A 24,272-nucleotide genomic window follows, 5' to 3' on the forward strand; every position below is an offset into this window, starting at 1 on the left:
CCATGGCGCATATCGAACTCAAGAACATCAAGAAGTCCTTCGGCCTCGTCGACGTCATCAAGGGCGTAGATCTCGAAATCTTCTCGGGCGAGTTCATGGTCTTCGTCGGCCCGTCCGGCTGCGGCAAGTCCACGCTGCTGCGTCTGATGGCCGGCCTCGAGGACATCACCTCGGGCGAGATGACCTTCGACGGCACACTGGTGAACGCGCTGGCGCCCTCTAAGCGTGGCATCGCGATGGTGTTCCAGTCCTACGCGCTCTACCCGCACATGACGGTTTACGAGAACATGGCGTTCGGCCTGGAACTCGCCAAGTCGAGCAAGGAAACGATCAAGGAGCGGGTGGAGAAGGCGGCTGAGCTGTTGCAGATCACCCCGTACCTGAGCCGCCTGCCCAAGCAGCTCTCCGGCGGGCAGCGCCAGCGCGTCGCCATCGGCCGGGCCATCGTGCGCGACCCCAAGGTGTTCCTGTTCGACGAGCCGCTTTCCAACCTCGACGCGGCGCTGCGCGTCGCCACCCGGCTCGAGATCGCCAAGCTCCATCACGCGATGAACAGCGCCACCATGGTCTACGTCACGCACGACCAAGTCGAGGCGATGACGCTGGCCGACCGCATCTGCGTGCTGCGCGACGGGCTAGTCGAGCAGGTCGGCACGCCGCTGGAGCTCTATGAGAACCCGCAGTCGCTGTTCGTCGCGGGCTTCATCGGCTCGCCCAAGATGAACTTCCTCAATGGCGAGATCGCTTCGAAGTTCGGCGCCAATACCATCGGCGTCCGTTCCGAGCATATCGAGATCGCCGATCGCGACGGCGCCTGGAAGGGCAAGGTCGTGCACTCCGAAAGCCTCGGCTCGGACAGCTATGTCTATGTCGATATCGGCGCCGGCGGCGATCCGATCATCGTGCGCCAGGAAGGCACCCACATGCACCAGCCCGATGCGGCAATCTCGATCGCTCCAATTCCGGGCAAGGTCTACCGCTTCGACAAGGCCGGTAAGCCGGTCAAGAACTGACGATATTCAGCTGACGTTCCGCCCGGCGGCAAAATTGCCGCAGGGCAACCGATTTTTGACGCACTTGCTTGCCATTCACGGCAAGCCGATGCAGTGAATCGCTTCAAAGTTCAAACCGCTTTGGAAGATATGTTCGAAGCCTGGGGCCGGAGCCGTCGTCCGGCCCTTTCCACGAATTCAAGGAGTTGACCCATGCCGATCAGAGCCACCATTTGGGGCGAGAATGTCCACGAGCAGAAGAACAAGGCCGTGGCTGAGAATTACCCCATCGGCATGCACGGCCAGATCGCCAAGCTGATCGGCGAAGACAAGAATATCGTCACCTCGACCGTGACGCTGCAGGACGCCGAGCACGGCCTGACCGTCGACAAGCTCGCCAACACCGACGTGCTGGTTTGGTGGGGCCACGCGGCGCATGGCGAGGTGAAGGACGAGATCGTCGAGCGTGTGGTGCAGCGCGTCTGGGAAGGCATGGGGCTGATCGTGCTCCACTCCGGCCACCACTCGAAGGTGTTCAAGCGCTTGATGGGCACGCCGGCCAACCTCCACTGGCGCGAAGCCGGCGAACGTGAGCGCATCTGGGTGGTGAACCCGGGCCACCCGATCGCCAAGGGCCTGCCGGCCTATTTCGAGCTCGAGAACGAAGAGATGTACGGCGAGCCGTTCTCGGTTCCCGAGCCGCTGGAGACGGTGTTCGTCTCGTGGTTCCAGGGCGGCGAAGTGTTCCGCTCGGGCCTCACCTACCGCCGCGGCGCCGGCAACATCTTCTACTTCCGTCCCGGCCACGAAACCTATCCGACCTACCACGACGCCACCGTCGGCAAGGTCATCCGCAACGCGGTGAACTGGGCCTACAACCCGGACAACCACGCGCACCTCTTGAAGGCGCCGAATACTCCGGTGGACAAGGCAATCGAGCACATCGTCGAGCGCGGCGCCAAGCTGACGCACCACCCGAAATGATCTGACACCAGGGCCGCCTTCGGGCGGCCCCACGCCATTCTGTTACGGACGACCTTGACGATGCGCCTGCTGATGCTCGGCACTGGCCGAATGGCCATCAATCACGCGAAAGCCTTCCAGGCCATCGATGGCGTGGAAATGGTAGGCGCCGTCGATCCCGTCGCCGAGAATCTCAACAGCTTTGCCGACACATTCGGGATCGCCAACCGGTTCGCCTCGCTGGACGATGCGCTAGCCTGGGGCGATTTCGATGCGGTGGACAACATCACACCGGACTCGATCCACCACCCGACGACGCTGAAAGTGCTGGCCGCCAGCAAGCACGTGTTCTGCGAAAAGCCGCTGGCACCGAGCTATGGGCTGGCCATGGAAATGGTCGAGGCAGCGGAGCAGGCCGGCCTGATCAATATGGTCAACCTGACCTACCGGAACGTCGCCGAACTCCACAAAGCCCGCGAAATCACCGCGGCGGGCACGATTGGGGAGGTGAAGCATGTCGAGGCGAGCTACCTGCAGCACTGGGTGGCGCTGCGCGATTTCAACGATCCCGGTCCGTGGCTGTGGCGCCTGAGCAAGGGTCACGGCTCGAACGGCACGGTCGGCGATATCGGCATTCACATCATCGATTTCACCACTTTCGCCATCGGCCAGCCGATCGTTGCAATGAACAGCCGGCTGCAGACCTTCCAGAAGGTGCCGGGCGACCGCATCGGCGAGTACGTGCTCGACGCCAACGACAGCTTCATCATCAGCGCCGAGTTCGCCAACGGCGCCATCGGCACCATCCACTCGTCGCGCTGGGCCTCGGGCCACTCGAACGACCAGCGGCTGCGTGTTTATGGCAACAAGGGCGGGCTGGAACTCAGCCACGGGCACTGGGGTTCTCTGCTGCGCGTATGTGCGGGCGAGGACGTGGCCACCTCGACCTGGCGCGAAGTGAAGGCCGAGCCAGTGCAGACCAACTACCAGCGCTTCGTCGAGGCCGTGCGAACCGGCGTTCAGACGGAGCCGGGCTTCCGCCACGCCGCGGGGCTGCAGAAGATCCTCGATCTGGCGCTCGTCGCCGATCTCGACCGCAAGGAACACCGGATATGAACGAACTCTCCGCGACGCTTCGCGCGTCCGACTCTCTAGGGAACACCAACATGCGAATGCTCATCCTCGGCACCGGCGGCATGGCCGCCCAGCACGCCAAGCACTTCGCCGCCATCGACGGGGTGACCCTGGTCGGCGGCGTCGACGTCGATCCGAACCGGCTCGAGAAGTTCAACACCACGCACAACATCCCGAACGGCTTCGCTTCGCTCGACGCGGCGATCGCCTGGGGTGAGTTCGATGCGGTGGCCAACGTCACGCCGGACTCGATCCACCACGCGACTTCGATCGCGGCGCTGAAGGCCGGCAAGCACGTGTTCTGCGAGAAGCCGCTGGCGACCGACGCGACCAAGGCCTTCGAGATGGTCGACGTTGCCGAGAAGGCCGGGCTGATCAACATGGTCAACCTGACCTACCGGAACGTCGCGCAATTGCAGAAGGCCCGCGAGATTGTGCTGTCCGGCGCTATCGGCGCGGTCAAGCACGTCGAGTCGAGCTACCTGCAGAGCTGGCTGGTGTCGAAGGCCTGGGGCGACTGGCGCACGGAAAGCCAGTGGCTGTGGCGGCTGTCGAAGAAGCACGGCTCGAACGGCGTGCTGGGCGACATCGGCGTGCACATCCTCGATTTCGCCTCGTATGGCTCGGGGCTCGAGATCGAGCACGTGTTCGCGCGGCTGAAGACTTTCGACAAGGCTGATGGCAACAAGATCGGCGAGTACGAACTCGACGCCAATGACAGCTTCACCATGGCGGTGGACTTCGACAATGGCGCGCTGGGCGTGATCCATGCCAGCCGCTGGGCCACCGGCCACATGAACGAACTGCGCCTGCGCGTCTATGGCGAGAAGGGCGGGGTCGAAGTGCAGCACCGCCACGACGGCTCGCGCCTGCGCGTCTGCCTCGGCGACAACGTCGAGAGCGGCACCTGGGAAGAGATGGAAGTGCCGCCCGTGCCGACCAACTACCAGCGCTTCGCCGAAGCGGTGCGGACCGGCAAGATGCAGGAGCCGAGCTTCCGCCACGCGGCGGAACTGCAGAAGGTGCTGGACCTCGCAACGGTGTCCGAGCAGCAGCGCAAGGAACTGGCGACGCACTGAGCGTCGCCAACCCGGGCCTCAGGGCACCAGCACGATCTTGCCGATCGAGGCCCGGCTCTCGATCAGGCGATGCGCATCGGCGGCATCGGCCAGCGGAAAACGGTGGCCGATGTCGACGCCGAGCGTGCCGTCGGCGACGGCCGCGAACAGCCGATCGTACGAGGCCTGCAGGGTAGGGCCGCGACGTGCGGGATCGCCGAGCAGGGACCACAGTGAGAAGCCGGAAATGGTCTGCGCCGCGGCGGTGACGCCGGCCATCTGCGCCGGGGTGAAGCCGGGATAGGCGCCGCTGGCGCCGCCATAGACGGCGTAGCGTCCCTCGGGTGCCAGCAGCGGCAGGCTCGCGGTGCTGACCTCGCCGCCCATCGCATCGAAGATCACGTCGTATGGGCCGGGTGCCTGTTCGGCCCAGCCCGAGGCGGAAACCACGACCTGGTCCGCGCCTGCCGCCAACGCCGCATCGACCTTGGCCGCATCGCCTACCGTTCCGACGACCCGCGCGGCACCGGCGAGCCGAGCCAGACGTACCAGTAGTTGGCCAACCCCGCCGGCCGCAGAGTGGACCAGCACGCGTTTGCTGGCGGCCGGATGGCGCGCCAGCAGTTGCTCCGCCGTCAGCCCCTGCACGGCCAGCGACACCGCCGCATCGAACGATACGGCGGCCGGCAGTTTAAACGCCACGTCCGCCGCGAGCGCTACATGCTCGGCATAGCCGCCATCGAGCCGTGGCTCGGCGAAGATCGCCCCGAGCACCCGGTCGCCGATCGCCAGCCCGCTGACGCCATCTCCGAGGGCGATGACGGTACCTGCAACCTCGCCGCCCGGGATAAAGGGCATCGGCAGCTGCAGTCCCGAACGACCGGAGCGGATGATGGCGTCGCCGAGGTTCAGCCCGATTGACGCCACCCTGATCAGCACCTGGTCGCGGCCGGCGACCGGCATCGGCACCTCGCGGACCTGCAACTCACCGGGACCACCGAACTGCGAAATCGAAACCACCTGCATGGAACTCTCCTTGTCGAATGCGTCCCTTGTTCCGATATCGAGCCGAGCCCGCTACAGACTTTCTGGTGTCATACGCACCGGCTGGTGCGCTTGGAGAATGCGATGAACCGGCTCTCGACCTGGCCCCTCGAACGCACCCTGCAGATCATCGGCGGGCGCTGGAAACTCTATATCCTGTTCCACGTCCTCGCCGGCCCACAGCGGCTGTCCGAGCTGCAGCGCGGCATTCCAGGCATTTCGCAAAAGGTGCTGGTGCAGCAACTGCGCGAGATGGAGGAGCACGGGCTGATCACCCGCACGGTGTTTGCCGCCGCGCCGCCGCATGTCGAGTACAGCGCCACGCAACTCGGTCTGTCGCTGGCGCCGCTGATGGATAGCCTGCAGCAATGGGGCATCCATCAGGCCAAGGCCACCGGAGACCACGAGCGCATGGTCTATTGCGATGCCTTCGCTGCCGAGAACCGCGCCGCTACGGCGGCCTGAGACGCACTGGGCAGTTGACCCTTCACGGCGTTCGCCCGACAATCGGTGGAGGAGAAGCCCGTGACCAATAGCGAACGACTGGCCCTAGGATTGATCGTTGTCGGCGTGCTGAGCCGGGTGATCCCGCACCCGCCCAATGTCACGGCCGTCGTCGGCGTAACGCTGCTCGGCGCCTACGCCTCCCGCAGTCCGTGGCTCGCGGCGCTGATCCCTCTTGCGGTGATGGCGCTATCCGACCTCGTCCTCGGCTGGCACAGCTCGGCGCTGTTCACCTATGCCGGCATGCTGGCCGGCACCTTTATCGGCCGCGGCCTGCTTCGGCAGCTTTCGGTTGTCCGACTGGGCGGAGCCGCGTTCCTCGCGAGCCTCGCGTTCTTCGTCATCTCGAATTTCGGCGTCTATCTGGGCGGCTACTACGGCTTCGGGATAGATGGGCTGGTAGCGTGCTACGTGGCAGCCATTCCGTTCTGGGGTTACAGCCTCGTGGGCGACATCGGCTCGACCGCGCTCCTGTTTGCCCTGTTCGTACTCGCACGCCGCTATGTCGACCGCGGCGCCGGCGCAGCAGGCGCCAGACTTTAGTTCAACTGAACCGTTTGCCGCCGCCGCGCCATTGACAGGCCGGGGCGGCGCGCCCTTTGGTGATCCTGCCGCCGCAGATCTTCGCGGCCTCCGGACCAGCCAATGACTTCCACCATCGCCCCCGTCGAGGAGCGCCGCAATCTCGGCATCGGCATCCTGCTGTTCTCGCAGCTGTTCTTTGCCACGCTCGATACCTCAGCCAAGTACCTCTCCGTCATCGGCATTCCCCTGACCGAGATCGTCTTTGTCCGCTATGCCATCCACGTGGCGCTGGCGATCGCGCTGTTCGCGCCGATGCAGCGCGGGCTGTTCGTCACGCGGAACTGGAAGCTGCAACTGCTGCGGGGGCTGTGCCTGCTTGGCGTAACCGGCGCCAACTTCCTCGCCATGCGCTTCCTGCCGTTGACGGTGACCGGCGCGCTGATGTTCACCATGCCCCTGATGGTGACAGCGCTCTCCGGCCCGTTGCTCGGCGAGACCATCGGCTGGCGCCGCTGGGCCGCCGTCGGCGCCGGCTTTGTCGGCATCCTGATCATCGTGCGCCCCGGCACCGAGGCGTTCCATCCGGCCTCGCTGATCTGCCTCGCCGGTGCGCTCTCGGCGGCGTTCTACTCGATCATCACCCGCAAGCTCGCAGGCGTCGACTCCGCCGCGACGCAGCAGGTCTATTCCGGCCTGATCGCGCTGACCTGCATCACCCCGTTCGCCTTTAACGGCTGGGTGTGGCCGAGCACCGGGTCAGGTTGGTTCGCGTTCATCGCCATCGGCGTCACCGGCATGATCGCACACCAGCTCAACACCATCGCGCATCGCTTCGCCCCACCCTCGGCGCTGGCGCCGTTCAGTTACACCGAACTGCTGCTGCTGGCGCTGGCGAGCTGGCTGATCTTCGCCGAACCACCGGACGTCTGGTTCTATGTCGGCGCTCCGATCATCATCGGCTCAGGCGTCTACATCTGGTTCCGCGAGCGCCAGCTGGATCGCCAGATCACGGTCGAGCCGGTGGAGGACTGAGCCGTGGCCAGCGTGGTGAAACCCGTCGAGGACCGCCGGCCATTCGCCATCGGCCTGATGATCGCTGCCCTGTTCTGCTACACGGTGATCGACAGCTGCGCCAAACTGATGGTGCAGGCCGGGCTACCTCCGATGGAGGTGGTGTTCGTCCGCTATGCCGGCCAGTTCATCCTCGTGCTTGCGTTCTTCGTGCCGCGCGACCGCAAGGCGCTCGTCGCGACGCGGAACCTGAAGCTCGAGGTGGCGCGTGGGCTGTTCCTGCTCGGCTCGACCATCTTCAACTTCATCGCTGTGGTCTACCTGCCACTGACCATCACCTCGGCCATCTCCTTCACCATGCCGTTGATCCTCTGCGCACTGTCGATCCCGCTGCTAGGTGAGACGGTCGGCTGGCGGCGCTGGCTGGCGATCGGCGTCGGCTTCTTGGGCGTGATGATCATCGTGCGGCCGGGCACCGAGGCCTTCCATCCGGCCGTGCTGCTGTCGCTGGGCACAGCCGTCTGCAGCGCGCTCTACAACCTCTCGACCCGCCGCCTTGCCGGCGTCGACAGTACCTCGGCGCAGCAGTTCTATGCCGCCGGTGTCGCGACGGTTTGCGTGCTGCCCTTCTCGTTGGGCGGCTGGACCTGGCCGACCGATCCGCTGATCTGGGGTTGCTTTGCCGGCATCGGCGTCGCGGCGCTGATCGGCCACCTGTTCATCACCACCGCGCACCGCTACGCCCCCGCCTCGGTGCTGGCCCCGTTCGGTTACCTGCAGATATTCTTCATGACCGGAGCCAGCTGGCTCGTCTTCAACCAGCCGCCCGACGTCTGGATCTACATCGGCGCCCCGATCGTCATGGCCTCCGGCCTCTACATCTGGCTACGCGAGCGCCAGCTGTCGAAGTCGGTGGTCACGGAAGTCACGATCGAGGACTAGGCTGCCGGTGTCGCCATCCGCTTCCTGAGCATCCCGCTTCCCGGCGCGAACAGCAGGGCGAGCAGGAACACTCCCGCCTGGATCAGCACGATGCAGGGTCCGGTGGCGCCGTTGATGCTGAAGCTGATCAGCGTCCCCAGCACGCCCGAGGCGATGGCGACGGTCATGGCGATGGCCAGCATCGTTTCGAAGCGCTTGGCGAGGAGGAAGCCGATAGCGCCGGGGGCGATCAGCATGGCCACGACGAGGATGATACCGACGGCTTTCAGTGAGGCGACGATGGTGATCGAGAGCAGCGCGAGCAGGCCGTAGTGGAGGAGTTTGACCGGCAGGCCAATGGCGCGGGCGTGTTGCGGATCGAAGGCATAGAGCAGGAAGTCGCGGCGTTTTGCGAGGACGATGAGCAGCGTGCCGAGCGCGATGATGGCGGTCTCGATCAGGTCCTGCCAGGTGACGCCGAGCATGTCACCGAACAGGATATGGCTCAGGTGCTGGTCAGTTTCGATGCGCGAAAACAGCACCAAACCGACTGCGAACATGCCGGTAAAGACGATGCCCATTGCGGTATCTTCTTTGATCCGGCTGTTGTCTTTCAGGTAGCCCGTGCTCACCGCGGCAAAGAGTCCCGCGACGAACGCGCCGATGGCGATCGGCAGCCCGATCACATAGGCGATGACGATGCCGGGTAGCACGGCGTGCGAGATCGCGTCGCCCATCAGCGACCAGCCCTTCAGCACCAGGAAGCACGACAGCACGGCGGAGACCGCGCCGACAAGGATCGCGACCAGCAGGGCGCGCTGCATGAAGTCGTAGGTCAGCGGCTCGACGAAGAAGGCGTAGAGCGCGTCCATCAGTTTGCTCCCGCTTCGCGCAGCGCCCGGCGGCGGGCGGCGATGCGCCCGTGCTTGGGGGCAAAGAAGAACGCGAGGAGGAACAGCAGCGTCTGCAGTGAGACGATCACCCCGCCGGTCGCGCCATCGAGGAAGAAGCTGACATAGGCGCCGATTGCTGCGCTGGCCGAGCCGAGCACCACGGCGATGATGATGAGGTTCCGGAACCGGTCGGTGAGGAGGTAGGCCGTGGCACCCGGTGTCACCACCATGGCGATCACGAGGATGGCGCCGACGGTCTGTAACGCCGCCACGGTACAGGCGGCGAGCAGGGCGAAGAACAGCACCTGCAGCAGGCGCGGATTGAGGCCGACGGTGCGGGCGTGGTTCTCATCGAAGAACACCAGCATCAGGTCCTTCCACTTGAGGATAAGGATCGCCAGCGAGACCAGCGAGATGATCACCACCTGGATGACGTCGCCGTCGGAGATGCCGAGGATGTTGCCCATGACGATCGCCTGCACGTCGACTGCGGTGGGGTTGAGCGAGACGATCAACAGGCCGAGCGCGAAGAACGAGGTGAATATGATGCCGATGACGGCGTCCTCCCTCAGTTTAGTCCGCGCCCGCACCAGCACCATCGACGCTGCAGCGAGGCCGCCCGCAACGAACGCCCCGGCGGCGTAGGGCAGGCCGAACAGGTACGCCGTCGCGACGCCGGGCACCACCGCGTGGCCGAGGGCATCGCCGATCAGCGACCAGCCCTTGAGCATCAAGTAGGCGGAGAGGAAGGCGCAGACGGCGCCCACCAGTGCCGACACCCACATCGCCTTGACCATGTAGTCGTAGGTGAAGGGGACAAGCAGGTCTTCGATCATTTCTCGTCCTGCGACCTGCTGGGCGAGGCCGGCTTGCTGCCGCCGTTCTCGCCGTAAAACACCACCGGTCGCTCGTCATCGGTGAGCACGGTAACGCGGCGCTGGTCCTTGTCGTCGTGGAGGTCCTCGCCGGCGAGGTGGAAGTGCCGCAGCACGCCGCCGAACGCCTTCTCGAGGTTGGCCTGCGTGAACACTTCGGCTGTTGGGCCGGAGGCGAGAACGGTGCGGTTGACCAGCACCACCTGGTCGCAGAAATCGGGAACGCTGCCGAGGTTGTGGGTCGAGACCAGCATCAGCTGGCCCTGGCCGCGCAGTTCGCGCATCAGGGTGATGATCGCTGCCTCGGTCTGCACGTCGACGCCGGTGAACGGTTCATCGAGGAGGATGATGCGGCCTTCCTGCGCTAGGGCGCGAGCCAGGAACACCCGCTTCTTCTGCCCACCCGACAGCTCGCCGATCTGGCGCTTGCGATAGTCGCTCATGCCGACGCGGGCCAGCGACTGCTCGACCAGCTCGCGGTCGCGCGCCGATGGCATGCGGAAAAAGCCCATATGACCCTGCCGCCCCATCATCACCACGTCCTCGACCAGCACGGGGAAGTTCCAGTCGACTTCCTCGGCCTGCGGCACATAGGCGACGATGTTGCGCTTCAGCGCCTCGCGCACCGGCAGTCCGGCGATCCGGACCTCGCCGGCGATTGGCTGTACGAAGCCCATGATGGCCTTGAACAGCGTGGATTTGCCGCTGCCATTGACCCCAACGAGACCGGCAATGGTGCCGGCGCCGAGCCCGAACGTTGCGTCGCGCAACGCCACATTGCCGTTGGGATAGGCGACGGTGACGCCCTCGACCTCGAGGCTCGGCTGCGGGGCAGGGTTCCACGCCTCGTGCGGCACGTTTGCGGTAAGCGTCACTTCCCGAACCCCTTGGCGATAGTGTCGACGGTAACTTCGAGCAACTTGAGATAAGTCGGCGTCGGGCCGTCGGCTTCGCTGAGCGAGTCGACATAGAGGACGCCACCATAGGCGGCGCCGGTTTCCTTGGCGACTTGCTTGGCCGGCTTGTCCGACACCGTGCTTTCCGAAAATACCACCGGGATCTTGTTCGCACGCACCGCGTCGATGACCTTGCGCACCTGCTGCGGCGTGCCTTGCTGGTCGGCATTGATCGGCCAGAGGTAGAGTTCTTTCATCTGGTAGTCGCGGGTCAGGTAGCTGAAAGCCCCCTCGCTGGTAACGAGCCAGCGCTGCTCGACCGGGATCTGCTCCAGCCGGGCGCGCAGCGGCGCATCCATCGCCTTGATCTGCGCCGAGTAAGCGGCGGCATTGGCGTTGTAGGTCGCGGCGTTCGTTGGGTCGTACTGCACCAGCGCCTTGCGGATGTTCTCGACGTAGATCAGTCCGTTGTTTGGCGACATCCAGGCGTGCGGGTTCGGCTTGCCGGAGTAGGGGCCCTCGCCGATGCTCATTGGCTCGACGCCGTCGCTGACCACGACCTGGGGCACGTCCTTCACATTGTCGAAGAACTTCTCGAACCAGCGTTCGAGGTTCATGCCGTTCCACAGCACCAGGTTGGCGCCCTGCGCCCTGACGATGTCGCGCGGCCCCGGCTGGTAGCCGTGGATTTCGGCGCCCGGCTTGGTGATCGATTCAACCACAGCCGCGTCGCCGGCAACGTTGCGGGCGATGTCGGCAATGATGGTGAAGGTCGTCACCACCTTGAACTTCCCCTGTGCAAGGGCAGGCAAGGTCGTCATCCCGGCCAGCGCAGCGAGGGCCAGGACAGCGAGGCGGCGGCGGGTGATCATTGTTCGGGCAATCTCTTGTTGCGAATGGTTTGCAATAGCATCTAGTTTCGCCCCGTTGTCAACTCTTTCCGGCTTGAGTTGCTTTCGTCGGCGCTTTCCGTGACAACCAAAGAAAAGTGCCTCCGGGATGGGGACCCCGCTCAATGCCTGCCTTCCGCATGATCGACGCCAAGCTGCCTGAGTTCGGCATTCCCTCAACGCGTCCTGAACTCGACCGTTCCGTCTATCTCGCCCGCTTCGCCGCGCTCGGCAGGGCACGCCGTGCGGCGGGGCTCGATGCGCTGGTGGTCTATGCTGACCGCGAGCATTCGGCGAACCTCGCCTACATCACCGGGTTCGATCCGCGCTTCGAGGAAGCGCTGCTGCTGATCACCCCGGACACCACGCCGACGCTGCTGGCCGGCCCCGAGAACCTCGGCCGCGCCGCCAATGCCGCCATCGATCTGGAGGCCCGGCTCTACCCGCCATTCGGCCTGTTGGGACAGGATCGCACCAAGACCCCGGCGCTGGCCGAGGTGCTGCGCAACGCCGGCATCGCCCACCACCAGCGCATCGGCGTACTCGGCTGGAAGTACTTTGGCCCCGATGAGGCGGCCAAGCCCGAGGCCTGGCTCGAGACGCCATCGTATATCGTCGACACATTGCGCCAGATCGTCGGGCCGGATGGCCGGGTCGTGAACGCCAACGCGCTACTGATGCACTCGGTGACCGGGCTGCGCGCCGTCAACGAGATCGTGCAGATCGCGCAGTTCGAGTTCGGCGCGGTGGCCTGCTCGGAAGCCGTGAAGGCGGTGATCGCCAATGTACGGCCGGGGATGAGCGAGTTCGAGGCGGTGCAGCAGATGCGGCTCGGCGTGCTGCCGCACTCGTGCCACACCATGTTCTCGTCCGGCGATCGGTTGGTCGGGCTCAACAGCCCGTCCGGCAAGAAGCTCGAGAAGGGCGACCCGATGACCTCGGCGGTCGGCTACTGGGGAGGCCTGTCGAGCCGCATGGGCTGGCTGGTGGCCGATGAGTCGGAACTGCCCGAGAATGTCCGCGACTATGTCGACCGCCTCGCCGGACCCTATTTCGCCTGCGCCGCCGAGTGGTACGAGACCATCGGCATCGGCGTCACGGGGGGCGAACTCGACGCGCTGGCGCGCCGGCACCTCGACACGCCGTTCTTCAAGCTGGTGCTCAATCCCGGGCACCTGATCCACATCGACGAGTGGATGAACACGCCGGTATATCCGGGTTCGAAGGAGCCGTTCCTGTCGGGCCAGGCGGTGCAATGCGACATCATTCCGGCGGCCGGGCCGCCATACCAGGGCGCCAACATCGAGGATGGCATCGCGCTGCTCGACGACAAGGGCAGGGACGAGCTGAAAGCCGACTTCCCCGACGTGTGGAATCGCGTCGAGGCGCGGCGCGCCTTCATGGGGGATGTGCTCGGAATTCGGCTGAAGCCGGAAGTTATCCCGCTATCGAATTTGGCCGGCGCCATGCCACCTTACTGGCTGTCGCCCGACCGGATCGTTTCCAAAGCGTGATGCGCACACCGAGCCGTGCTTGCCAATTTGCTAAACGCCATTTATCTCGTTTGCATCGACATTTGGCTGACTTCCGGCCGTAAGCCACCGCGATCGGTCAGGCGCACGATAGGACTTCCAAAATTCGACTGACCGGGCAGGGTGATAGCACGTCGTTCTGTCCACCAACATCACTGCGAAGAGGGACTACCCGATGGAAAAGGGCACCGTCAAATTCTACAACGATCAGAAGGGCTACGGCTTCATTCAGCCCGATAGCGGCGCGAAGGACGTGTTCGTTCACGCCACCGCTCTGCAGCGCGCTGGCCTGACCGGCCTCAGCGAGGGCCAGAAGGTCTCGTTCGAGACCGGCGAAGATCGCCGCACCGGCAAGATCGCCGTCACCGAGATCTCCGCCGCCTGATCTGGCGTAGGATTTTGCATTGAAGAGGCCGGGTACCGCGAGGTTCCCGGCCTTTTTGTTGCCGTCGCGCGGAGCCGCGCCGCTACTTCTTCCCGCTGCCTGCCTCGCCCCAGGTGATCAGCCGCGCACTGCGGTGGCCGGTAAGGTAGATCCACAGCCAGCTGATCGCCACCGAGACGCGGTTCTTGAGACCGATCAGGAAATAGATGTGGGCGAGCCCCCAGGTCCACCAGCCGATCCAGCCGGTGAGCTGGATCCAGCCGAAGTCGATCAGCGCGGCGCTCTTGCCCACGGTCGCGATGTCGCCCAGGTGGCGATAGCGGAACGGTCCCACGGTCTGCCCCTTGAGCCGCGCCATGATCACCGAGGCGGCATACTTGCCGCCCTGCTTTGCCGCATCGCCGATTCCCGGCACGGGTTTGCCATTAGGCGCCAGCACCGTCACCGTGTCGCCGATGGCGAAGATGTTTGGGCTGCCCGGCACCGTAAGGTCAGGCTCGACCTTGATCCGCCCGGCACGATCCGCCTCGACGCCGAGCCACTTGGCTGCCGGCGACGCCAATACGCCCGCCGCCCAGATGATGGTGTTGGCATGCAGCACATGGCCATCGAAGCGGACGGTATCCGCCGTCACCTCGGTGACCGGCTGGCCCAGCAGCACCTCGACGCCGAGCTTTTCCAGCGCCGACTTGGCGTAGCCCGAGAGGTTCTCTCGGAAGTTCCCCAGCACGCGCGGCCCCGCTTCGATGAGGATGACGCGCGCCTCTTCCGGTTTGATCGAGCGGAACTCGTGCCTCAGCGAGGTGCGCGCCAGCTCGATCACCGCGCCGGCCAGCTCTACGCCGGTGGGGCCTGCACCGATGATGGCGAAGGTCAGCAAGGCCTTGCGCTTCTCCGGATCGGTCTCCCGCTCCGCCGCCTCGAATGCCAGCAGCAGCCGGCGGCGCATTGCGGTCGCGTCCTCCAGCGTCTTGAGGCCCGGCGCGAATGGCTCCCAGTCGTCATGGCCGAAATAGGCGTGCCGGGCGCCGGTGGCGATGATCAGGCTGTCATAGGGAACGCGCCCGCCATCCTCCAGCTCGACCAGCTGCGCCGCCTTGTCGATGCCGGTGACGTTGCCGAGCAGCGTCGTGACCTCCGGCCGGTGCTTGACCAGCATGCGGATCGGCCAGGCGATTTCCGACGGGCTGAGGGCGGTGGTCGCCACCTGGTAGAGCAGCGGCTGGAACAGGTGGTGGTTGCGCCGGTCGATGACGGTGATGTCGACATCGGCGCCCCGGAGCTTCTGGATTGCCGCCAATCCGCCGAACCCGCCGCCGATGACGACGACGCGATGTCTTTGAGCCGAGTTGGTCATCTCAAACCCCAAACTTTGCGCCCGACCTGCATGTAAGCCTCGGCGAGATCAGCAACAACGGTCGAGCCAAGGCGTCAGCGCAGGTCACGCATGCGAGGGTCGCAGGGGCCTCTGTCGGCCGCTAGAGCGAGGGCGCGTCGAAGTCCCGGCGCGCCGCTTCGATGCTCTGCTGGTTGCGCACGGCGAACGCCCCCAGCGGGCGAACGCTGGCGACGAAGTCCTGGCCAAGCTCGGTGAGCTCGTATTCCACCCGCGGCGGGATGGTGGCGAAGGCGACGCGCAGGGCGAAGCCGTGACGCTGCAGGCTGCGCAGCGTCTGGGTGAGCTGCTTCTGCGAAATGCCGTCGACGGTGCGCGCAATCTCGTTGAAGCGCAGGCGCTCGCCGCGCAGCGCAGTCAACACGTCGATGGTCCAGCGGGCGCCGGCCAGATCGAGGATCTCGTGCACAATCTCAAACTGGCTGGCTGCGGCCATCATGCTCTCCTTCAATCTCGGGATATCCTTCGAACAGCACGCGGGCGGCCATGCGCCCGAAGGCGCCGGCGACCCCGGCCCGTACGGCGTCGATGTTGTCAAAACTCTGCCAGCTGCTGACGCGTCCGACGATAGCGGTGACATAGAGCCGGCCCAGCGACGGTAGCCGGCGCTGCTCGGTCATGACGAAGCGGAGCACTTTGGCAGCGGTAGGCTGCGCGAGGCCCGCCTCGATGGCTTGTTCGGCCGTGCCCACGGGCGTCGCCGGCAGGCAGTGGGTGGCGACGACACTGGCCACCAGCGCCAGCTTCGAGCCGAAGTGGTAGAGCACCGCCGATTTGCCGACGCCGGAGAGCTTGGCCACGTCCTCGATGCGGCCGCGCTCGTAGCCCTTGTCGAAGAACACCTCGAGCGCCGCGTCGATGATCTGGTCGCGTCGCCCCGCCTGCCGGCGGAAGTTCGGCACGCGGCGTTCGGCAGGTCTGCCGGGAAGAGCTGAAGTCATAGAGCACCCATAGTCGTAGTTGCCCCGGTCGCCGGCTGACGACCGGGATTGGTCGGTGTCGCTATTCGCCCATGGCGTGCGCGCGTTCCTCGGCGGTCATCGGCTTTGCGGCCTTGGGGCGGCGCAGCAGGAAGACGATGGGCAGCGAGGCGAAAGTGATGATCATCATCAGCTTGAAGTCATCGAGGAAGGCGAGCATCGCGGCCTGCTGCGTGATCATGCCGTGCAGCGAGCCGACGACATTGGCGAAGCCGCCCGCGGCCGTCGCGAAGTCGCGCAGCGGGCCCGAGTCGAGGGTGATGCGCTCGGCCAGCTCGCCATAGTTCACCACCTGCATCTGCGCCAGGATCATCGTGACGAACGAGATGCCGACCCCCTGGCCCACGTTACGGATGAGGCTGAACATCGAGGTCGCATCGACCCGGTACTTCGCGTTGATGGTGGCGAATGCCAGCGAGTTGAGCGGCACGAAGATGAAGCCCATGCCGACGCCCTGGATAAAGCCCGATACGAGGATCGGCCCGGAGCTCATCACGATGTCGAACTCGGTCATCATGAACAGCGAGTAGCCCATCAGCAGGGTACCGGCGACGATCAGCAGGCGCGGGTCGTACTTTGACACCAGGCGGCCGACGACGATCATCGACACCATCGTTCCGATGCCGCGTGGACCCATCAGCAGTCCGGTTTCGATCACCGGAAAGCCCATCAGCCCCTGCAGCATTGGCGGCAGCAGTGCCAGGCCGGAGAACAGGGTGATGCCGGTGATGAAGATCAGCGTCAGGCCGGTGACGAAGTTGCGATCCCTGAACATCGCCATGTCGATGAACGGGTTTTCGGCGGTCAGGCAGTGAACCACGAACACCCACACGCCCGAGATGGCCAGCAGCAGGTAGATCCAGATTTCGGCCGAGTCGAACCAGCCGACGCCCTGGCCGCGATCGAGCAGCATCTGCAGCGACGCGACGGCAAGCGCCAGCATGCCGAAACCGAAGAAATCGAACTTGCGGACCTTGATGGCCGTGTTCGGCATCAGCGCGAACAGCATGAAGAAGGCAAGAATGCCGACCGGCAGGTTGACGAGGAACACCGCGCGCCAATTGAACGTCTCGGTCAGCCAGCCACCCAGCGTCGGCCCGATGATCGGCCCGAACATGATGCCGGCGCCGAAGATCGCCATCGCCTGCCCGAGCTGCTCGCGCGGGTTGATGTCCATCATTGTCGCCTGCGCCAGCGGCACCAGCATGGCGCCACAGACGCCCTGGATGACGCGGAACAGCACCATCTGGGTCAGATTGGTGGCGATACCGCACAGCAGCGACGCAGCGGTGAAACCCACGACGGCAGCGAGCAGCAGGTTACGCCGGCCGAAGCGGTCGGAGAACCAGCCGGTGAGCGGCGTCGCGATGGCCGCGGCGACGATGTAGGAGGTCAGCACCCAGTTGATCTCGTCCTGCGACGCACCAAGGCTGGCCCGCATGTGGGGCAGGGCAACGTTCGCGATAGTGGTGTCGAGCACCTGCATGATCACCGCCACCATGATGGCGGCCGTCAGCAGGCCCTTGTTCTTCACCACAACGGTCGGGGCCGAGATAGCGGGAGCGGCGGCAGCCATTTTAGAGCGCCTTCGGGCCTTCGGCAGCCTGGGCCCCTTCGGGCTTGGTGTCGACGTTGACGGAGGCGCTCATGCCGGCGCGGAGCAGGTCCGTTCCCGTGTCGCACGAGATGTTGACCGGCACGCGCTGCGTAACCTTCACCCAGTTGCCGGTGGCGTTCTGCGCCGGGATCAGCGCGAACTCCGCGCCCGTTGCCGCGCCGATCGACGCGACCTGGCACTCGATCGCCAGCCCGGGATAGGCGTCGACCTTCACCTCGGCCGGCATGCCGACCGATAGAGTGGTGAGCTGCGTTTCCTTGAAGTTGGCCTCGACCCAGGTGTCGCCGGTTTCCACCAGCGTAGCGATGGTCGAGCCGGTGTTGATGAACTGGCCGACATTGAGGCTCGCGACCTGGCTGACGATGCCGTCCGCGGGAGCGACGATCGTGCTCTTGTCGAGGTTGCGCTGGGCGTTGTCGCGCGCCGCGAGGGCTGCGCGCACCGCGGGATGGTCGTCGGTCTTGATGTTGGGATCGCCACCGAGTGCCGCCGTGGCGTTGGCCACGTCCTGCTCCTCGAGCGACACGTTCGACTGCGCCTGCTGCAAGGCTAGACGTGAGTCATCGAGTGCAGACTCGGCCGAGATGCCCTGCTTCTGGAGGTTCGACGCGCGGTCCCATTCCTTCTGCCGGATGGCGAGGGTGGATTTGGCGGCCTCGAGCTTGGCGGTGGCCGTCGAATAGCCGACGCGCAGCTGCTCGACATTCACCCGGGCGGTGGCGAGCGCGGCGTCGGCCTGGCTGAGGGCGATGCGATAGGGCTCGGCGTCGATGGCGAACAACGCATCGCCGGCCTTGACCAACTGGTTGTCCTTTACCGCCACCGAAACGATGCGGCCTGCGACGTCGGACGACACCGACACCTTTGGCTGCTGCACGTAGGCATTGTCGGTTTCGACATAGCGCCCGCCGGTCAGCCAGAAATAGCCGCCACCTGCCGCCAGCACCACCGGCACCGCCAGCATCAATGCCAGCCGCTTGCCAGAACGCTTCTTCTTGGCCGGCGCCTCGGGGGTGGCGACCGCCTCCGGCTTCGCTGCCTCGGCGGCCGGGACCAGAACCGGCTTGGCTTCGCCGGGAGCAGGGGGTGTAACGCGGGCGTTCATTTCAGACTTCCTCGAGTTCGGCCGCCTGGCCGGAAAGATTGTCGCGCATCCTCATGAGCGCAGAAATTACTGTTTGCCGATCCTCGGGGGAGACTCCCTCGAGCGCGGCCTCATACATGGCGAGCCCGACCTTCCGGGCCGTTGCATAAACTTCTTCGCCCTCGGTCGTCAGCCGGGCGAGCTTGGCGCGGCTGTCGGTGGGGTCGGCATAGCGGTCGATCAGGCCCCGCTTCTCCAGCCGGTCGAGCACGCCCGATACAGTCATCGGGTCGGTGTCGGTCGCCGCGGCCAGCGCCACCTGCGTGATGCCTTCGTTCATGCCGACATGCGCCAACACCTTCCACTGTGGCAGCGTGATGCCGTGGATGCGGGCCTCTTCCTCGAAGCGGCGCTTCATCAGTCGGCCCACTTCGTTGATCAGGTAGCCCAGCGGGGCTTGGTGCTTGTATCCGAAATTCGATTTCATAAGTGCACATATAATAAGTGCACATACGAAGTCAATGAGCCGGACCGTTAGCATGCTATCTAAAGACGCGTTGCTCCCATGCATGGCGCGCGGGACGACTCGATCGGCCTTGCATTGAGAAAGCGTTGCGCGATGAAACTTAAAGCAGGGTCAGACAGTTATCTTCGCAGAGGCCCAAAACACGCGCGCGAAGGCGAGCGAAAATGGACAGCCACATCAAGCACGCGCCACTCTCGGGTCGACTTGTCATGTTGGGGTTCGGCAGTATCGCGCAGGCAAGCCTGCCGCTGCTGCTGCGTCACCTCGACCTGCCACCAGAGCGGATCGAGATCATCACCGCCGATGACAACGGCGCTGAGATTGCTCGCGCCTATGGCGTGGGACACCGGATCCTGCCGCTGACGGAGCACAACTATCGCGAAGTGCTCGAGCCGCTGATCGTGCCGGGGAGCTTTGTGCTCAATCTCTCGGTCGGCCTCTCCAGCACCGCCTTGATTGAGTTCTGCCGTGCCCGCGGCGCCCTCTATCTCGATACTTGCATCCAGCGCTGGCCGGGCGACGACCCCTTCGGCTTGCGTACGCAATCAGAGCGGTCCAACTACGCCCTGCGCGAGGAGGTGCTGGCCCTCCGCGGTGAGCGCCCCGCCGGTCCCACCGCGGTCATGACAATGGGGGCCAACCCCGGCCTTGCCTCGATCTTCGTCAAGGAGGCGCTGTTGCGCATGGCGGACGACGCCGGCATCGATCCGCCCCACGAGGCAGAGCGGGTCGCCTGGGCCAAGATCGCCCGCACGCTCGGGATCAAGGCGATCCATGTCGCCGAGCGCGATACCCAGTTGAGTGCGCAGCGCAAGCAACGGGACGAGTTCGTCAACACCTGGTCGGTGCCGGGCCTCGTGACCGAGGGGCTGCAGCCGGCCGAGCTCGGCTGGGGCACGCATGAGCGTCACTGGCCTGAGGATGCCGAGCGGCACTGCTTCGGCTGCGGCACCGCGATCTATCTCAACCGCCCCGGCGCCTCGACCCGCGTGCGCAGTTGGACGCCGCTCGAGGGCGCCTACCAGGGGTTCCTCATCACCCATTGCGAGTCGATGTCGATCAGCGACCACCTGACCGTCCGAGAGGCCGGGCGCGTGGTGTACCGGCCGACCGTCCACTACGCCTACCACCCCTGCGACGACGCCGTGCTGTCATTGCACGAGATGGCGGGCAGGGGCTGGGTGCCGCAGCACCGCGCGCGGATCATCCGGGACGATGTCGTCTCCGGAATGGACGAACTGGGCGTGCTGCTGATGGGCAACGAACAGGGCGTCTACTGGTTCGGCTCGCGCCTCGGCATCGAACAGGCCCGGGCGCTGGTGCCGCACAATAACGCCACCAGCCTCCAGGTCGCGGCGGGCATCCTCGCCGGCACCGTCTGGGCCATTCAGCACCCCGATGCCGGCATCGTCGAACCCGACGACCTCGGCCATGAGGACATCATGCGCGTGGCGCGGCCCTATCTCGGCGACGTGGTCGGTGTCTACGGCGATTGGTCGCCGCTCGATGGCCGGGGGCAGCTCTTCGCCGAAGACCTGGACCGGGACGACCCCTGGCAGTTCAAGAACCTGCGCGTCTGCTGAGGACGCTCCTCGACCGGGTGACCCGCCCCGGTGGTCGTGGCGTCTGGCATTTTCGATCAGCATGCCCTATTTCCCGGGCATGGCACACGACCTCGCAACCGCCCGCCGCCTTTCGGTGGCCCCGATGATGGACTGGACCGACAGGCATTGTCGGTACCTGCATCGGCTGCTGACGTCTCGTGCGCTGCTGTTCACCGAGATGGTGACCAGTGCAGCCGTCGTGCATGGGCCGCGCGAGCGGCTGCTGGGATTCGATGCGGTGGAGCAGCCGGTAGCGGTGCAGCTCGGCGGGTCGGACCCCAAGGAACTGGCCGAGGCGACCCGCATCGCCACCGAGTTCGGCTATGCCGAGATCAACCTCAATGTCGGCTGCCCGTCCGATCGCGTGCAGTCGGGCCGTTTCGGCGCCTGCCTGATGGCGGAGCCGGACCTGGTTGCGGAGTGCGTCCGCGCCATGCGCGACGCCACCGACAGGCCAGTGACGGTGAAGTGCCGCATCGGCATCGACGATCAGGATACCGAAGAGAGCCTCGACCGCTTCGCCGACACCATGGTCGCGGCCGGCGTCGATGCGCTCTATGTTCATGCGCGCAAGGCCTGGCTCAAGGGCCTGAGCCCCAAGGAAAACCGCGAAATCCCGCCGCTCGACTACCCTCGCGTTCATCGCCTGGCCGAGCGGCTGGCGCCACTGCCGGTGATGCTGAACGGCGGCATCAAGTCGATCAAGGACGCCGAACTGCACATGGCGCACATGTCGGGCGTGATGCTCGGGCGGGTCGCCTATCACGAGCCGATGCTGCTGACGCTGGTCGACGAGCGCTTCTTCGGCGCGCGGGAGCGGACCGTTGAACTGCGCGACGTGATGCTTGCCATGGCCGACTATGCCGAGCGCGAGATCGGCAAGGGTGCGCGGCTCAACAACATCACCCGCCATATGCTGGGCCTCGCCAACGCCCGCGCCGGCGCCCGCACCTTCCGCCAGATCCTGAGCGTCGACGCCTGCAAGCGCGGCGCCGGTCCGGAAGTCATCATGCGCGCCTTCGACGCGCTGGAGCCGGAACTGGCGCTGGCGGTTTAGTTGAGGCCGTCCCCGTGGGACGACCCCTCATCCGTCTCGGCCTGCGGCCGATCCACCTTCTCCCACAGGGGGAGAAGGCACCCGACTGAGAACCCACGGTCCCATCGCCTTCTCCCCTTGTGGGAGAAGGTGCCCGAAGGGCGGATGAGGGCAGGGAGCCACCGGCCTCTAGTGCTTGTCCTTCCAGAAGTCCGCCTGCAGTTGCGCCGCTTCCTCCGCTAGCATCGGCCCGACGATCTCGGTCGGCCGTTGCCCCGCCTCGAACACGATGTGGCAGGGCAAGTCGAGCGTCGGGTTCTCCTCGTGCGCGCCAGTCTGGGCCTTGAGGTCGCGTTCGGTCTGGCCGAAAACCACCCGGCCGATGCCGGCCCAGTAGATGGCGCCCGAGCACATCGCGCAGGGCTCGGCCGAGGTATAGAGCGTGCAGTCTTTCAGCTCTTCGAGGCTGAGGTTCTTGGCCGCCCACGAAGCCAGCAGCTTCTCGGCATGTGCGGTGCGGTCGCCGCCTTCCGAGCTGTAGCCGTTGCCCTGTTCGCGCAGCACCTTGCCGTGCTTGTCCGCCAGCACCGAGCCGAACGGATGGTCGCCGCCATCGCGCGAGCGCTTGGCCACGGCGAAGGATTGGCGCAGCAGGGCTTCGTCATAGGGGCGTGCGGGCATCGGGGTCTCCGTTGATTGCCCGCAGACTATGCCCGAGCCCGGCTCAGTCGACCAGTTCGAGCGCGTTGCCGGTCACCGCATAGCGGCTCAGCGTACCGAGAAAGCTCATGCCGAGGAGGCTCGTTTCCAGCGCGCCGCGTTCCGCAATGAAGGCGCGCACATTATTGCGCACGATGCCGCCGACCTCGATCTGGTCGAGCGTAACGCTCGCCGCCTTGCCGGTGCCGTTGGCGGTGGAGACCGAGACGTTGTAGTTCAGCACGTCCGTAGCGATGCCGGCTTTCTCGGCGTCGCCATGCGTCAGCACCACGGCGCTGGCGCCGGTATCGAAGATGGTCCGGATGTCCGAGCCGTTGATGGTGGCGTTGATCTGGAAGTGCCCGTCGCGCCCGCCACGGAACGTGGCCGTGCCGCGCTCTCCGTCGACCACTGCGATGCCGGGCATCAGCTCACCGAACACCCGCGACGCGACCCCCGAGAGGTCGTCGCGATAGGTGTAGCCGACCAGCACGACGCCGAAGATGCCGGCCCACAGGATCAGGTTGCCGAACAGCTCGGAGAACCTGTATCGCCGAGAGAACAGCCCGCCCGCGATGAAGATCAGGATGACCAGCAGCGGCAGCAGCTGGCCCAGTTGTTCCTGCGTGAGGCCGACCATCGTCCCGGCGTCGGCGCTGACCAGGAGGGCCAGCCCGATGGCGATGACGATGGCGAAACCGATGAACAGCATGCAGATCCCTTAGCTGGCACTCCCCTCGATAATGGGGTGGTGCCGGCGCAATTCAAGCAGTGCGCTGACCGGCAAACAGTGAACTCTGCGCGATCAGCCCATCGCCGACGATATCGAAGAAGGCCCGGACTCGCGCCGTCTTCCTGAGGTCAGCATGGGTGACGATCCATAGCTCGCGTGTCAACTCGATGACCGGACCGGCGCTGGCCCGCACCAGCCCCGGCTCGATGTCGCCGAGGTAGCAGGGCAGCACCGCATAGCCGATGCCGGCCTTTGCGGCAGTGAACTGGTTGATGAGGCTGCTGGCGCGATAGACGATATGACGCGGCTCGATCTTCTCGCCGAGCCAGTCCGCCGCAGCGATACCGGTCACCTCCGCGCCCCAGCCAATGAAGTCGCGCCCGGCCAGGTCGTCGACCGGCCCGAGCGAGGGCGCTCCGTAGATGGTCCAGGCGATGTCGGCGAGCTTCCGTCCGAACAGGTCTGGCTCCTTCGGCCGGGTGACGCGCAGCGCGATATCGGCCTCGCGCCGGCTGAGGCTCAGCACCCGGTTGTCGACCACCAGCTCCACCACGATCCCTGGATGCGCCCCGCGGAACCGAGCCAGCTGCTGTGTCAGGACGCTGTAGGCCAGCGTCTCCGACGAGGTGACGCGCAACGCGCCGGTGAGCCGCTGGTCGCGCCCGCCGACTTCGCGGCTCAACGCATCCGCCTCCGTTTCGACCCGCTCGGCGGTGGTCGCAACGCGTTCGCCTTCGGTGGTCGTCTGGTAGACACCACCAGGCAACCGCTCGAACAGCCGCACGCCGAGCTTTTCCTCCAGCGTATTCAGCCGCCGGAAGGCGGTGGAGTGGTTGACGCCCAGCGCATTGGCGCCGCCGCCGAGGGTGCCGGCACGGGCGATGGCGAGCACCAGCTTCAGGTCGTTCCAGTTTTCCATGGCTCTCGATATAGCATGGGCGCCGCTTGCAAGCATGCAAATGCTGATGGCGAA

General features: G+C 65.5%; 26 protein-coding genes. 12 read left to right on the top strand and 14 right to left on the bottom strand.

Annotated features, from left to right (window positions below; translation table 11 throughout):
- The first annotated feature begins 2 nt into the window (after nt 1-2).
- From AC1DWU_RS12235 to AC1DWU_RS12250, 4 genes are all read left to right on the top strand, one after another.
- On the top strand, nt 3-1,013 hold the full coding sequence (locus AC1DWU_RS12235; protein ID WP_477150257.1) for an ABC transporter ATP-binding protein: 1,011 nt from the start codon (nt 3-5) through the stop codon (nt 1,011-1,013).
- A gap of 192 nt (nt 1,014-1,205) precedes the next feature.
- Nucleotides 1,206-1,976, top strand: coding sequence for a ThuA domain-containing protein (locus AC1DWU_RS12240; RefSeq protein WP_477150258.1), 771 nt, complete (start codon nt 1,206-1,208; stop codon nt 1,974-1,976).
- 60 nt (nt 1,977-2,036) lie between these two features.
- Nucleotides 2,037-3,071 (top strand): Gfo/Idh/MocA family protein, encoded by a 1,035-nt coding sequence (locus AC1DWU_RS12245; protein ID WP_477150259.1) that lies wholly within the window; start codon nt 2,037-2,039, stop codon nt 3,069-3,071.
- Nucleotides 3,072-3,121: 50 nt separating this feature from the next.
- Nucleotides 3,122-4,168, top strand: coding sequence for a Gfo/Idh/MocA family protein (locus AC1DWU_RS12250; RefSeq protein ID WP_477150260.1), 1,047 nt, complete (start codon nt 3,122-3,124; stop codon nt 4,166-4,168).
- A gap of 18 nt (nt 4,169-4,186) precedes the next feature.
- Here AC1DWU_RS12250 and AC1DWU_RS12255 read toward each other — a convergent pair whose 3' ends face one another.
- A complete protein-coding gene (locus tag AC1DWU_RS12255) occupies nt 4,187-5,173 on the bottom strand; it encodes a quinone oxidoreductase family protein (RefSeq protein WP_477150261.1) in 987 nt (328 codons plus the stop codon).
- Between the two features lie 102 nt (nt 5,174-5,275).
- Between AC1DWU_RS12255 and AC1DWU_RS12260 the strand changes: the two genes are divergently transcribed.
- From AC1DWU_RS12260 to AC1DWU_RS12275, 4 genes are all read left to right on the top strand, one after another.
- Nucleotides 5,276-5,656 carry a winged helix-turn-helix transcriptional regulator gene (locus AC1DWU_RS12260; RefSeq protein WP_477150262.1) on the top strand — a complete coding sequence of 127 codons (381 nt, stop codon included), beginning with the start codon at nt 5,276-5,278 and terminating at the stop codon, nt 5,654-5,656.
- A gap of 60 nt (nt 5,657-5,716) precedes the next feature.
- Entirely contained in the window at nt 5,717-6,238 is a 522-nt protein-coding gene (locus tag AC1DWU_RS12265) for a DUF6580 family putative transport protein (RefSeq protein WP_477150263.1), read from the top strand.
- Nucleotides 6,239-6,340: 102 nt separating this feature from the next.
- On the top strand, nt 6,341-7,252 hold the full coding sequence (locus AC1DWU_RS12270; RefSeq protein ID WP_477150264.1) for a DMT family transporter: 912 nt from the start codon (nt 6,341-6,343) through the stop codon (nt 7,250-7,252).
- Between the two features lie 3 nt (nt 7,253-7,255).
- A complete protein-coding gene (locus AC1DWU_RS12275; protein WP_477150265.1) occupies nt 7,256-8,173 on the top strand; it encodes a DMT family transporter in 918 nt (305 codons plus the stop codon).
- Here AC1DWU_RS12275 and AC1DWU_RS12280 read toward each other — a convergent pair.
- The 4 genes from AC1DWU_RS12280 to AC1DWU_RS12295 are packed head-to-tail and all read right to left on the bottom strand — an operon-like array spanning nt 8,170 to nt 11,688.
- Nucleotides 8,170-9,024: a metal ABC transporter permease gene (locus AC1DWU_RS12280; protein WP_477150266.1), complete on the bottom strand. Its 855-nt coding sequence runs from the start codon at nt 9,022-9,024 to the stop codon at nt 8,170-8,172. The two genes, AC1DWU_RS12275 and AC1DWU_RS12280, sit on opposite strands and share 4 nt — an antisense overlap.
- The gene (locus tag AC1DWU_RS12285) at nt 9,024-9,881 is read right to left on the bottom strand and encodes a metal ABC transporter permease (protein ID WP_477150267.1); all 858 of its coding nucleotides are present in this window, start codon (nt 9,879-9,881) and stop codon (nt 9,024-9,026) included. Before AC1DWU_RS12285 ends, AC1DWU_RS12280 begins: the two co-directional genes overlap by 1 nt.
- Nucleotides 9,878-10,795: a manganese/iron ABC transporter ATP-binding protein gene (locus AC1DWU_RS12290; protein WP_477150268.1), complete on the bottom strand. Its 918-nt coding sequence runs from the start codon at nt 10,793-10,795 to the stop codon at nt 9,878-9,880. Before AC1DWU_RS12290 ends, AC1DWU_RS12285 begins: the two co-directional genes overlap by 4 nt.
- A complete protein-coding gene (locus AC1DWU_RS12295) occupies nt 10,792-11,688 on the bottom strand; it encodes a metal ABC transporter substrate-binding protein (RefSeq protein WP_477150269.1) in 897 nt (298 codons plus the stop codon). Before AC1DWU_RS12295 ends, AC1DWU_RS12290 begins: the two co-directional genes overlap by 4 nt.
- Before the next feature lie 143 nt (nt 11,689-11,831).
- On the opposite strand from AC1DWU_RS12295, the gene AC1DWU_RS12300 reads away from it, so the two are divergent.
- Complete coding sequence (locus AC1DWU_RS12300) at nt 11,832-13,220, top strand: M24 family metallopeptidase (protein WP_477150270.1); 1,389 nt, start codon at nt 11,832-11,834, stop codon at nt 13,218-13,220.
- Between the two features lie 193 nt (nt 13,221-13,413).
- The gene (locus AC1DWU_RS12305) at nt 13,414-13,623 is read left to right on the top strand and encodes a cold-shock protein (RefSeq protein WP_055879654.1); all 210 of its coding nucleotides are present in this window, start codon (nt 13,414-13,416) and stop codon (nt 13,621-13,623) included.
- 82 nt (nt 13,624-13,705) lie between these two features.
- On the opposite strand, the gene AC1DWU_RS12310 is transcribed toward AC1DWU_RS12305, so the two are convergent.
- The 6 genes from AC1DWU_RS12310 to AC1DWU_RS12335 form a co-directional block, all read right to left on the bottom strand.
- On the bottom strand, nt 13,706-14,980 hold the full coding sequence (locus tag AC1DWU_RS12310; protein WP_477150271.1) for an NAD(P)/FAD-dependent oxidoreductase: 1,275 nt from the start codon (nt 14,978-14,980) through the stop codon (nt 13,706-13,708).
- Nucleotides 14,981-15,101: 121 nt separating this feature from the next.
- The gene (locus AC1DWU_RS12315) at nt 15,102-15,455 is read right to left on the bottom strand and encodes a winged helix-turn-helix transcriptional regulator (protein WP_477150272.1); all 354 of its coding nucleotides are present in this window, start codon (nt 15,453-15,455) and stop codon (nt 15,102-15,104) included.
- Nucleotides 15,433-15,960, bottom strand: a complete 528-nt coding sequence (locus AC1DWU_RS12320; RefSeq protein ID WP_477150273.1) for a TetR/AcrR family transcriptional regulator — start codon at nt 15,958-15,960, stop codon at nt 15,433-15,435. The genes AC1DWU_RS12315 and AC1DWU_RS12320 overlap by 23 nt, the downstream gene beginning before the upstream one ends.
- Before the next feature lie 61 nt (nt 15,961-16,021).
- On the bottom strand, nt 16,022-17,575 hold the full coding sequence (locus AC1DWU_RS12325; RefSeq protein WP_477150274.1) for a DHA2 family efflux MFS transporter permease subunit: 1,554 nt from the start codon (nt 17,573-17,575) through the stop codon (nt 16,022-16,024).
- A 1-nt stretch (nt 17,576) separates the two neighbouring features.
- Nucleotides 17,577-18,722, bottom strand: coding sequence for an HlyD family secretion protein (locus tag AC1DWU_RS12330; protein ID WP_477150275.1), 1,146 nt, complete (start codon nt 18,720-18,722; stop codon nt 17,577-17,579).
- Nucleotide 18,723: 1 nt separating this feature from the next.
- Complete coding sequence (locus tag AC1DWU_RS12335; protein ID WP_477150276.1) at nt 18,724-19,188, bottom strand: MarR family winged helix-turn-helix transcriptional regulator; 465 nt, start codon at nt 19,186-19,188, stop codon at nt 18,724-18,726.
- Nucleotides 19,189-19,391: 203 nt separating this feature from the next.
- Between AC1DWU_RS12335 and AC1DWU_RS12340 the strand changes: the two genes are divergently transcribed.
- Both AC1DWU_RS12340 and dusA read left to right on the top strand, forming a co-directional pair.
- Nucleotides 19,392-20,810 carry a homospermidine synthase gene (locus AC1DWU_RS12340; protein WP_477150277.1) on the top strand — a complete coding sequence of 473 codons (1,419 nt, stop codon included), beginning with the start codon at nt 19,392-19,394 and terminating at the stop codon, nt 20,808-20,810.
- A gap of 61 nt (nt 20,811-20,871) precedes the next feature.
- Nucleotides 20,872-21,888, top strand: coding sequence for a tRNA dihydrouridine(20/20a) synthase DusA (gene dusA, locus AC1DWU_RS12345; RefSeq protein ID WP_477150278.1), 1,017 nt, complete (start codon nt 20,872-20,874; stop codon nt 21,886-21,888).
- 168 nt (nt 21,889-22,056) lie between these two features.
- Here dusA and AC1DWU_RS12350 read toward each other — a convergent pair whose 3' ends face one another.
- Genes AC1DWU_RS12350 through AC1DWU_RS12360 form a run of 3 tightly spaced genes read right to left on the bottom strand, consistent with a single transcriptional unit; the run spans nt 22,057 to nt 24,218 of the window.
- A complete protein-coding gene (locus tag AC1DWU_RS12350; protein WP_477150279.1) occupies nt 22,057-22,548 on the bottom strand; it encodes a nucleoside deaminase in 492 nt (163 codons plus the stop codon).
- 43 nt (nt 22,549-22,591) lie between these two features.
- Nucleotides 22,592-23,278, bottom strand: a complete 687-nt coding sequence (locus tag AC1DWU_RS12355) for a retropepsin-like aspartic protease family protein (protein ID WP_477150280.1) — start codon at nt 23,276-23,278, stop codon at nt 22,592-22,594.
- A gap of 52 nt (nt 23,279-23,330) precedes the next feature.
- Complete coding sequence (locus tag AC1DWU_RS12360) at nt 23,331-24,218, bottom strand: LysR family transcriptional regulator (protein ID WP_477150281.1); 888 nt, start codon at nt 24,216-24,218, stop codon at nt 23,331-23,333.
- Nucleotides 24,219-24,272: the final 54 nt, after the last annotated feature.

It is taken from the genome of Devosia sp. P2_G7 (genome assembly GCF_056403495.1).

Bases quoted from the DNA above. Each gene is read 5' to 3' on its own strand.
- AC1DWU_RS12235 (WP_477150257.1), top strand. From the start codon at position 3: ATGGCGCATATCGAACTCAAGAACATCAAGAAGTCCTTCGGCCTCGTC.
- AC1DWU_RS12240 (WP_477150258.1), top strand. From the start codon at position 1,206: ATGCCGATCAGAGCCACCATTTGGGGCGAGAATGTCCACGAGCAGAAG.
- AC1DWU_RS12245 (WP_477150259.1), top strand. From the start codon at position 2,037: ATGCGCCTGCTGATGCTCGGCACTGGCCGAATGGCCATCAATCACGCG.
- AC1DWU_RS12250 (WP_477150260.1), top strand. From the start codon at position 3,122: ATGCGAATGCTCATCCTCGGCACCGGCGGCATGGCCGCCCAGCACGCC.
- AC1DWU_RS12255 (WP_477150261.1), bottom strand. From the start codon at position 5,173: ATGCAGGTGGTTTCGATTTCGCAGTTCGGTGGTCCCGGTGAGTTGCAG.
- AC1DWU_RS12260 (WP_477150262.1), top strand. From the start codon at position 5,276: ATGAACCGGCTCTCGACCTGGCCCCTCGAACGCACCCTGCAGATCATC.
- AC1DWU_RS12270 (WP_477150264.1), top strand. From the start codon at position 6,341: ATGACTTCCACCATCGCCCCCGTCGAGGAGCGCCGCAATCTCGGCATC.
- AC1DWU_RS12280 (WP_477150266.1), bottom strand. From the start codon at position 9,024: ATGGACGCGCTCTACGCCTTCTTCGTCGAGCCGCTGACCTACGACTTC.
- AC1DWU_RS12285 (WP_477150267.1), bottom strand. From the start codon at position 9,881: ATGATCGAAGACCTGCTTGTCCCCTTCACCTACGACTACATGGTCAAG.
- AC1DWU_RS12295 (WP_477150269.1), bottom strand. From the start codon at position 11,688: ATGATCACCCGCCGCCGCCTCGCTGTCCTGGCCCTCGCTGCGCTGGCC.
- AC1DWU_RS12300 (WP_477150270.1), top strand. From the start codon at position 11,832: ATGCCTGCCTTCCGCATGATCGACGCCAAGCTGCCTGAGTTCGGCATT.
- AC1DWU_RS12305 (WP_055879654.1), top strand. From the start codon at position 13,414: ATGGAAAAGGGCACCGTCAAATTCTACAACGATCAGAAGGGCTACGGC.
- AC1DWU_RS12310 (WP_477150271.1), bottom strand. From the start codon at position 14,980: ATGACCAACTCGGCTCAAAGACATCGCGTCGTCGTCATCGGCGGCGGG.
- AC1DWU_RS12315 (WP_477150272.1), bottom strand. From the start codon at position 15,455: ATGGCCGCAGCCAGCCAGTTTGAGATTGTGCACGAGATCCTCGATCTG.
- AC1DWU_RS12320 (WP_477150273.1), bottom strand. From the start codon at position 15,960: ATGACTTCAGCTCTTCCCGGCAGACCTGCCGAACGCCGCGTGCCGAAC.
- AC1DWU_RS12325 (WP_477150274.1), bottom strand. From the start codon at position 17,575: ATGGCTGCCGCCGCTCCCGCTATCTCGGCCCCGACCGTTGTGGTGAAG.
- AC1DWU_RS12330 (WP_477150275.1), bottom strand. From the start codon at position 18,722: ATGAACGCCCGCGTTACACCCCCTGCTCCCGGCGAAGCCAAGCCGGTT.
- AC1DWU_RS12335 (WP_477150276.1), bottom strand. From the start codon at position 19,188: ATGAAATCGAATTTCGGATACAAGCACCAAGCCCCGCTGGGCTACCTG.
- AC1DWU_RS12340 (WP_477150277.1), top strand. From the start codon at position 19,392: ATGGACAGCCACATCAAGCACGCGCCACTCTCGGGTCGACTTGTCATG.
- dusA (WP_477150278.1), top strand. From the start codon at position 20,872: ATGCCCTATTTCCCGGGCATGGCACACGACCTCGCAACCGCCCGCCGC.
- AC1DWU_RS12350 (WP_477150279.1), bottom strand. From the start codon at position 22,548: ATGCCCGCACGCCCCTATGACGAAGCCCTGCTGCGCCAATCCTTCGCC.
- AC1DWU_RS12355 (WP_477150280.1), bottom strand. From the start codon at position 23,278: ATGCTGTTCATCGGTTTCGCCATCGTCATCGCCATCGGGCTGGCCCTC.
- AC1DWU_RS12360 (WP_477150281.1), bottom strand. From the start codon at position 24,218: ATGGAAAACTGGAACGACCTGAAGCTGGTGCTCGCCATCGCCCGTGCC.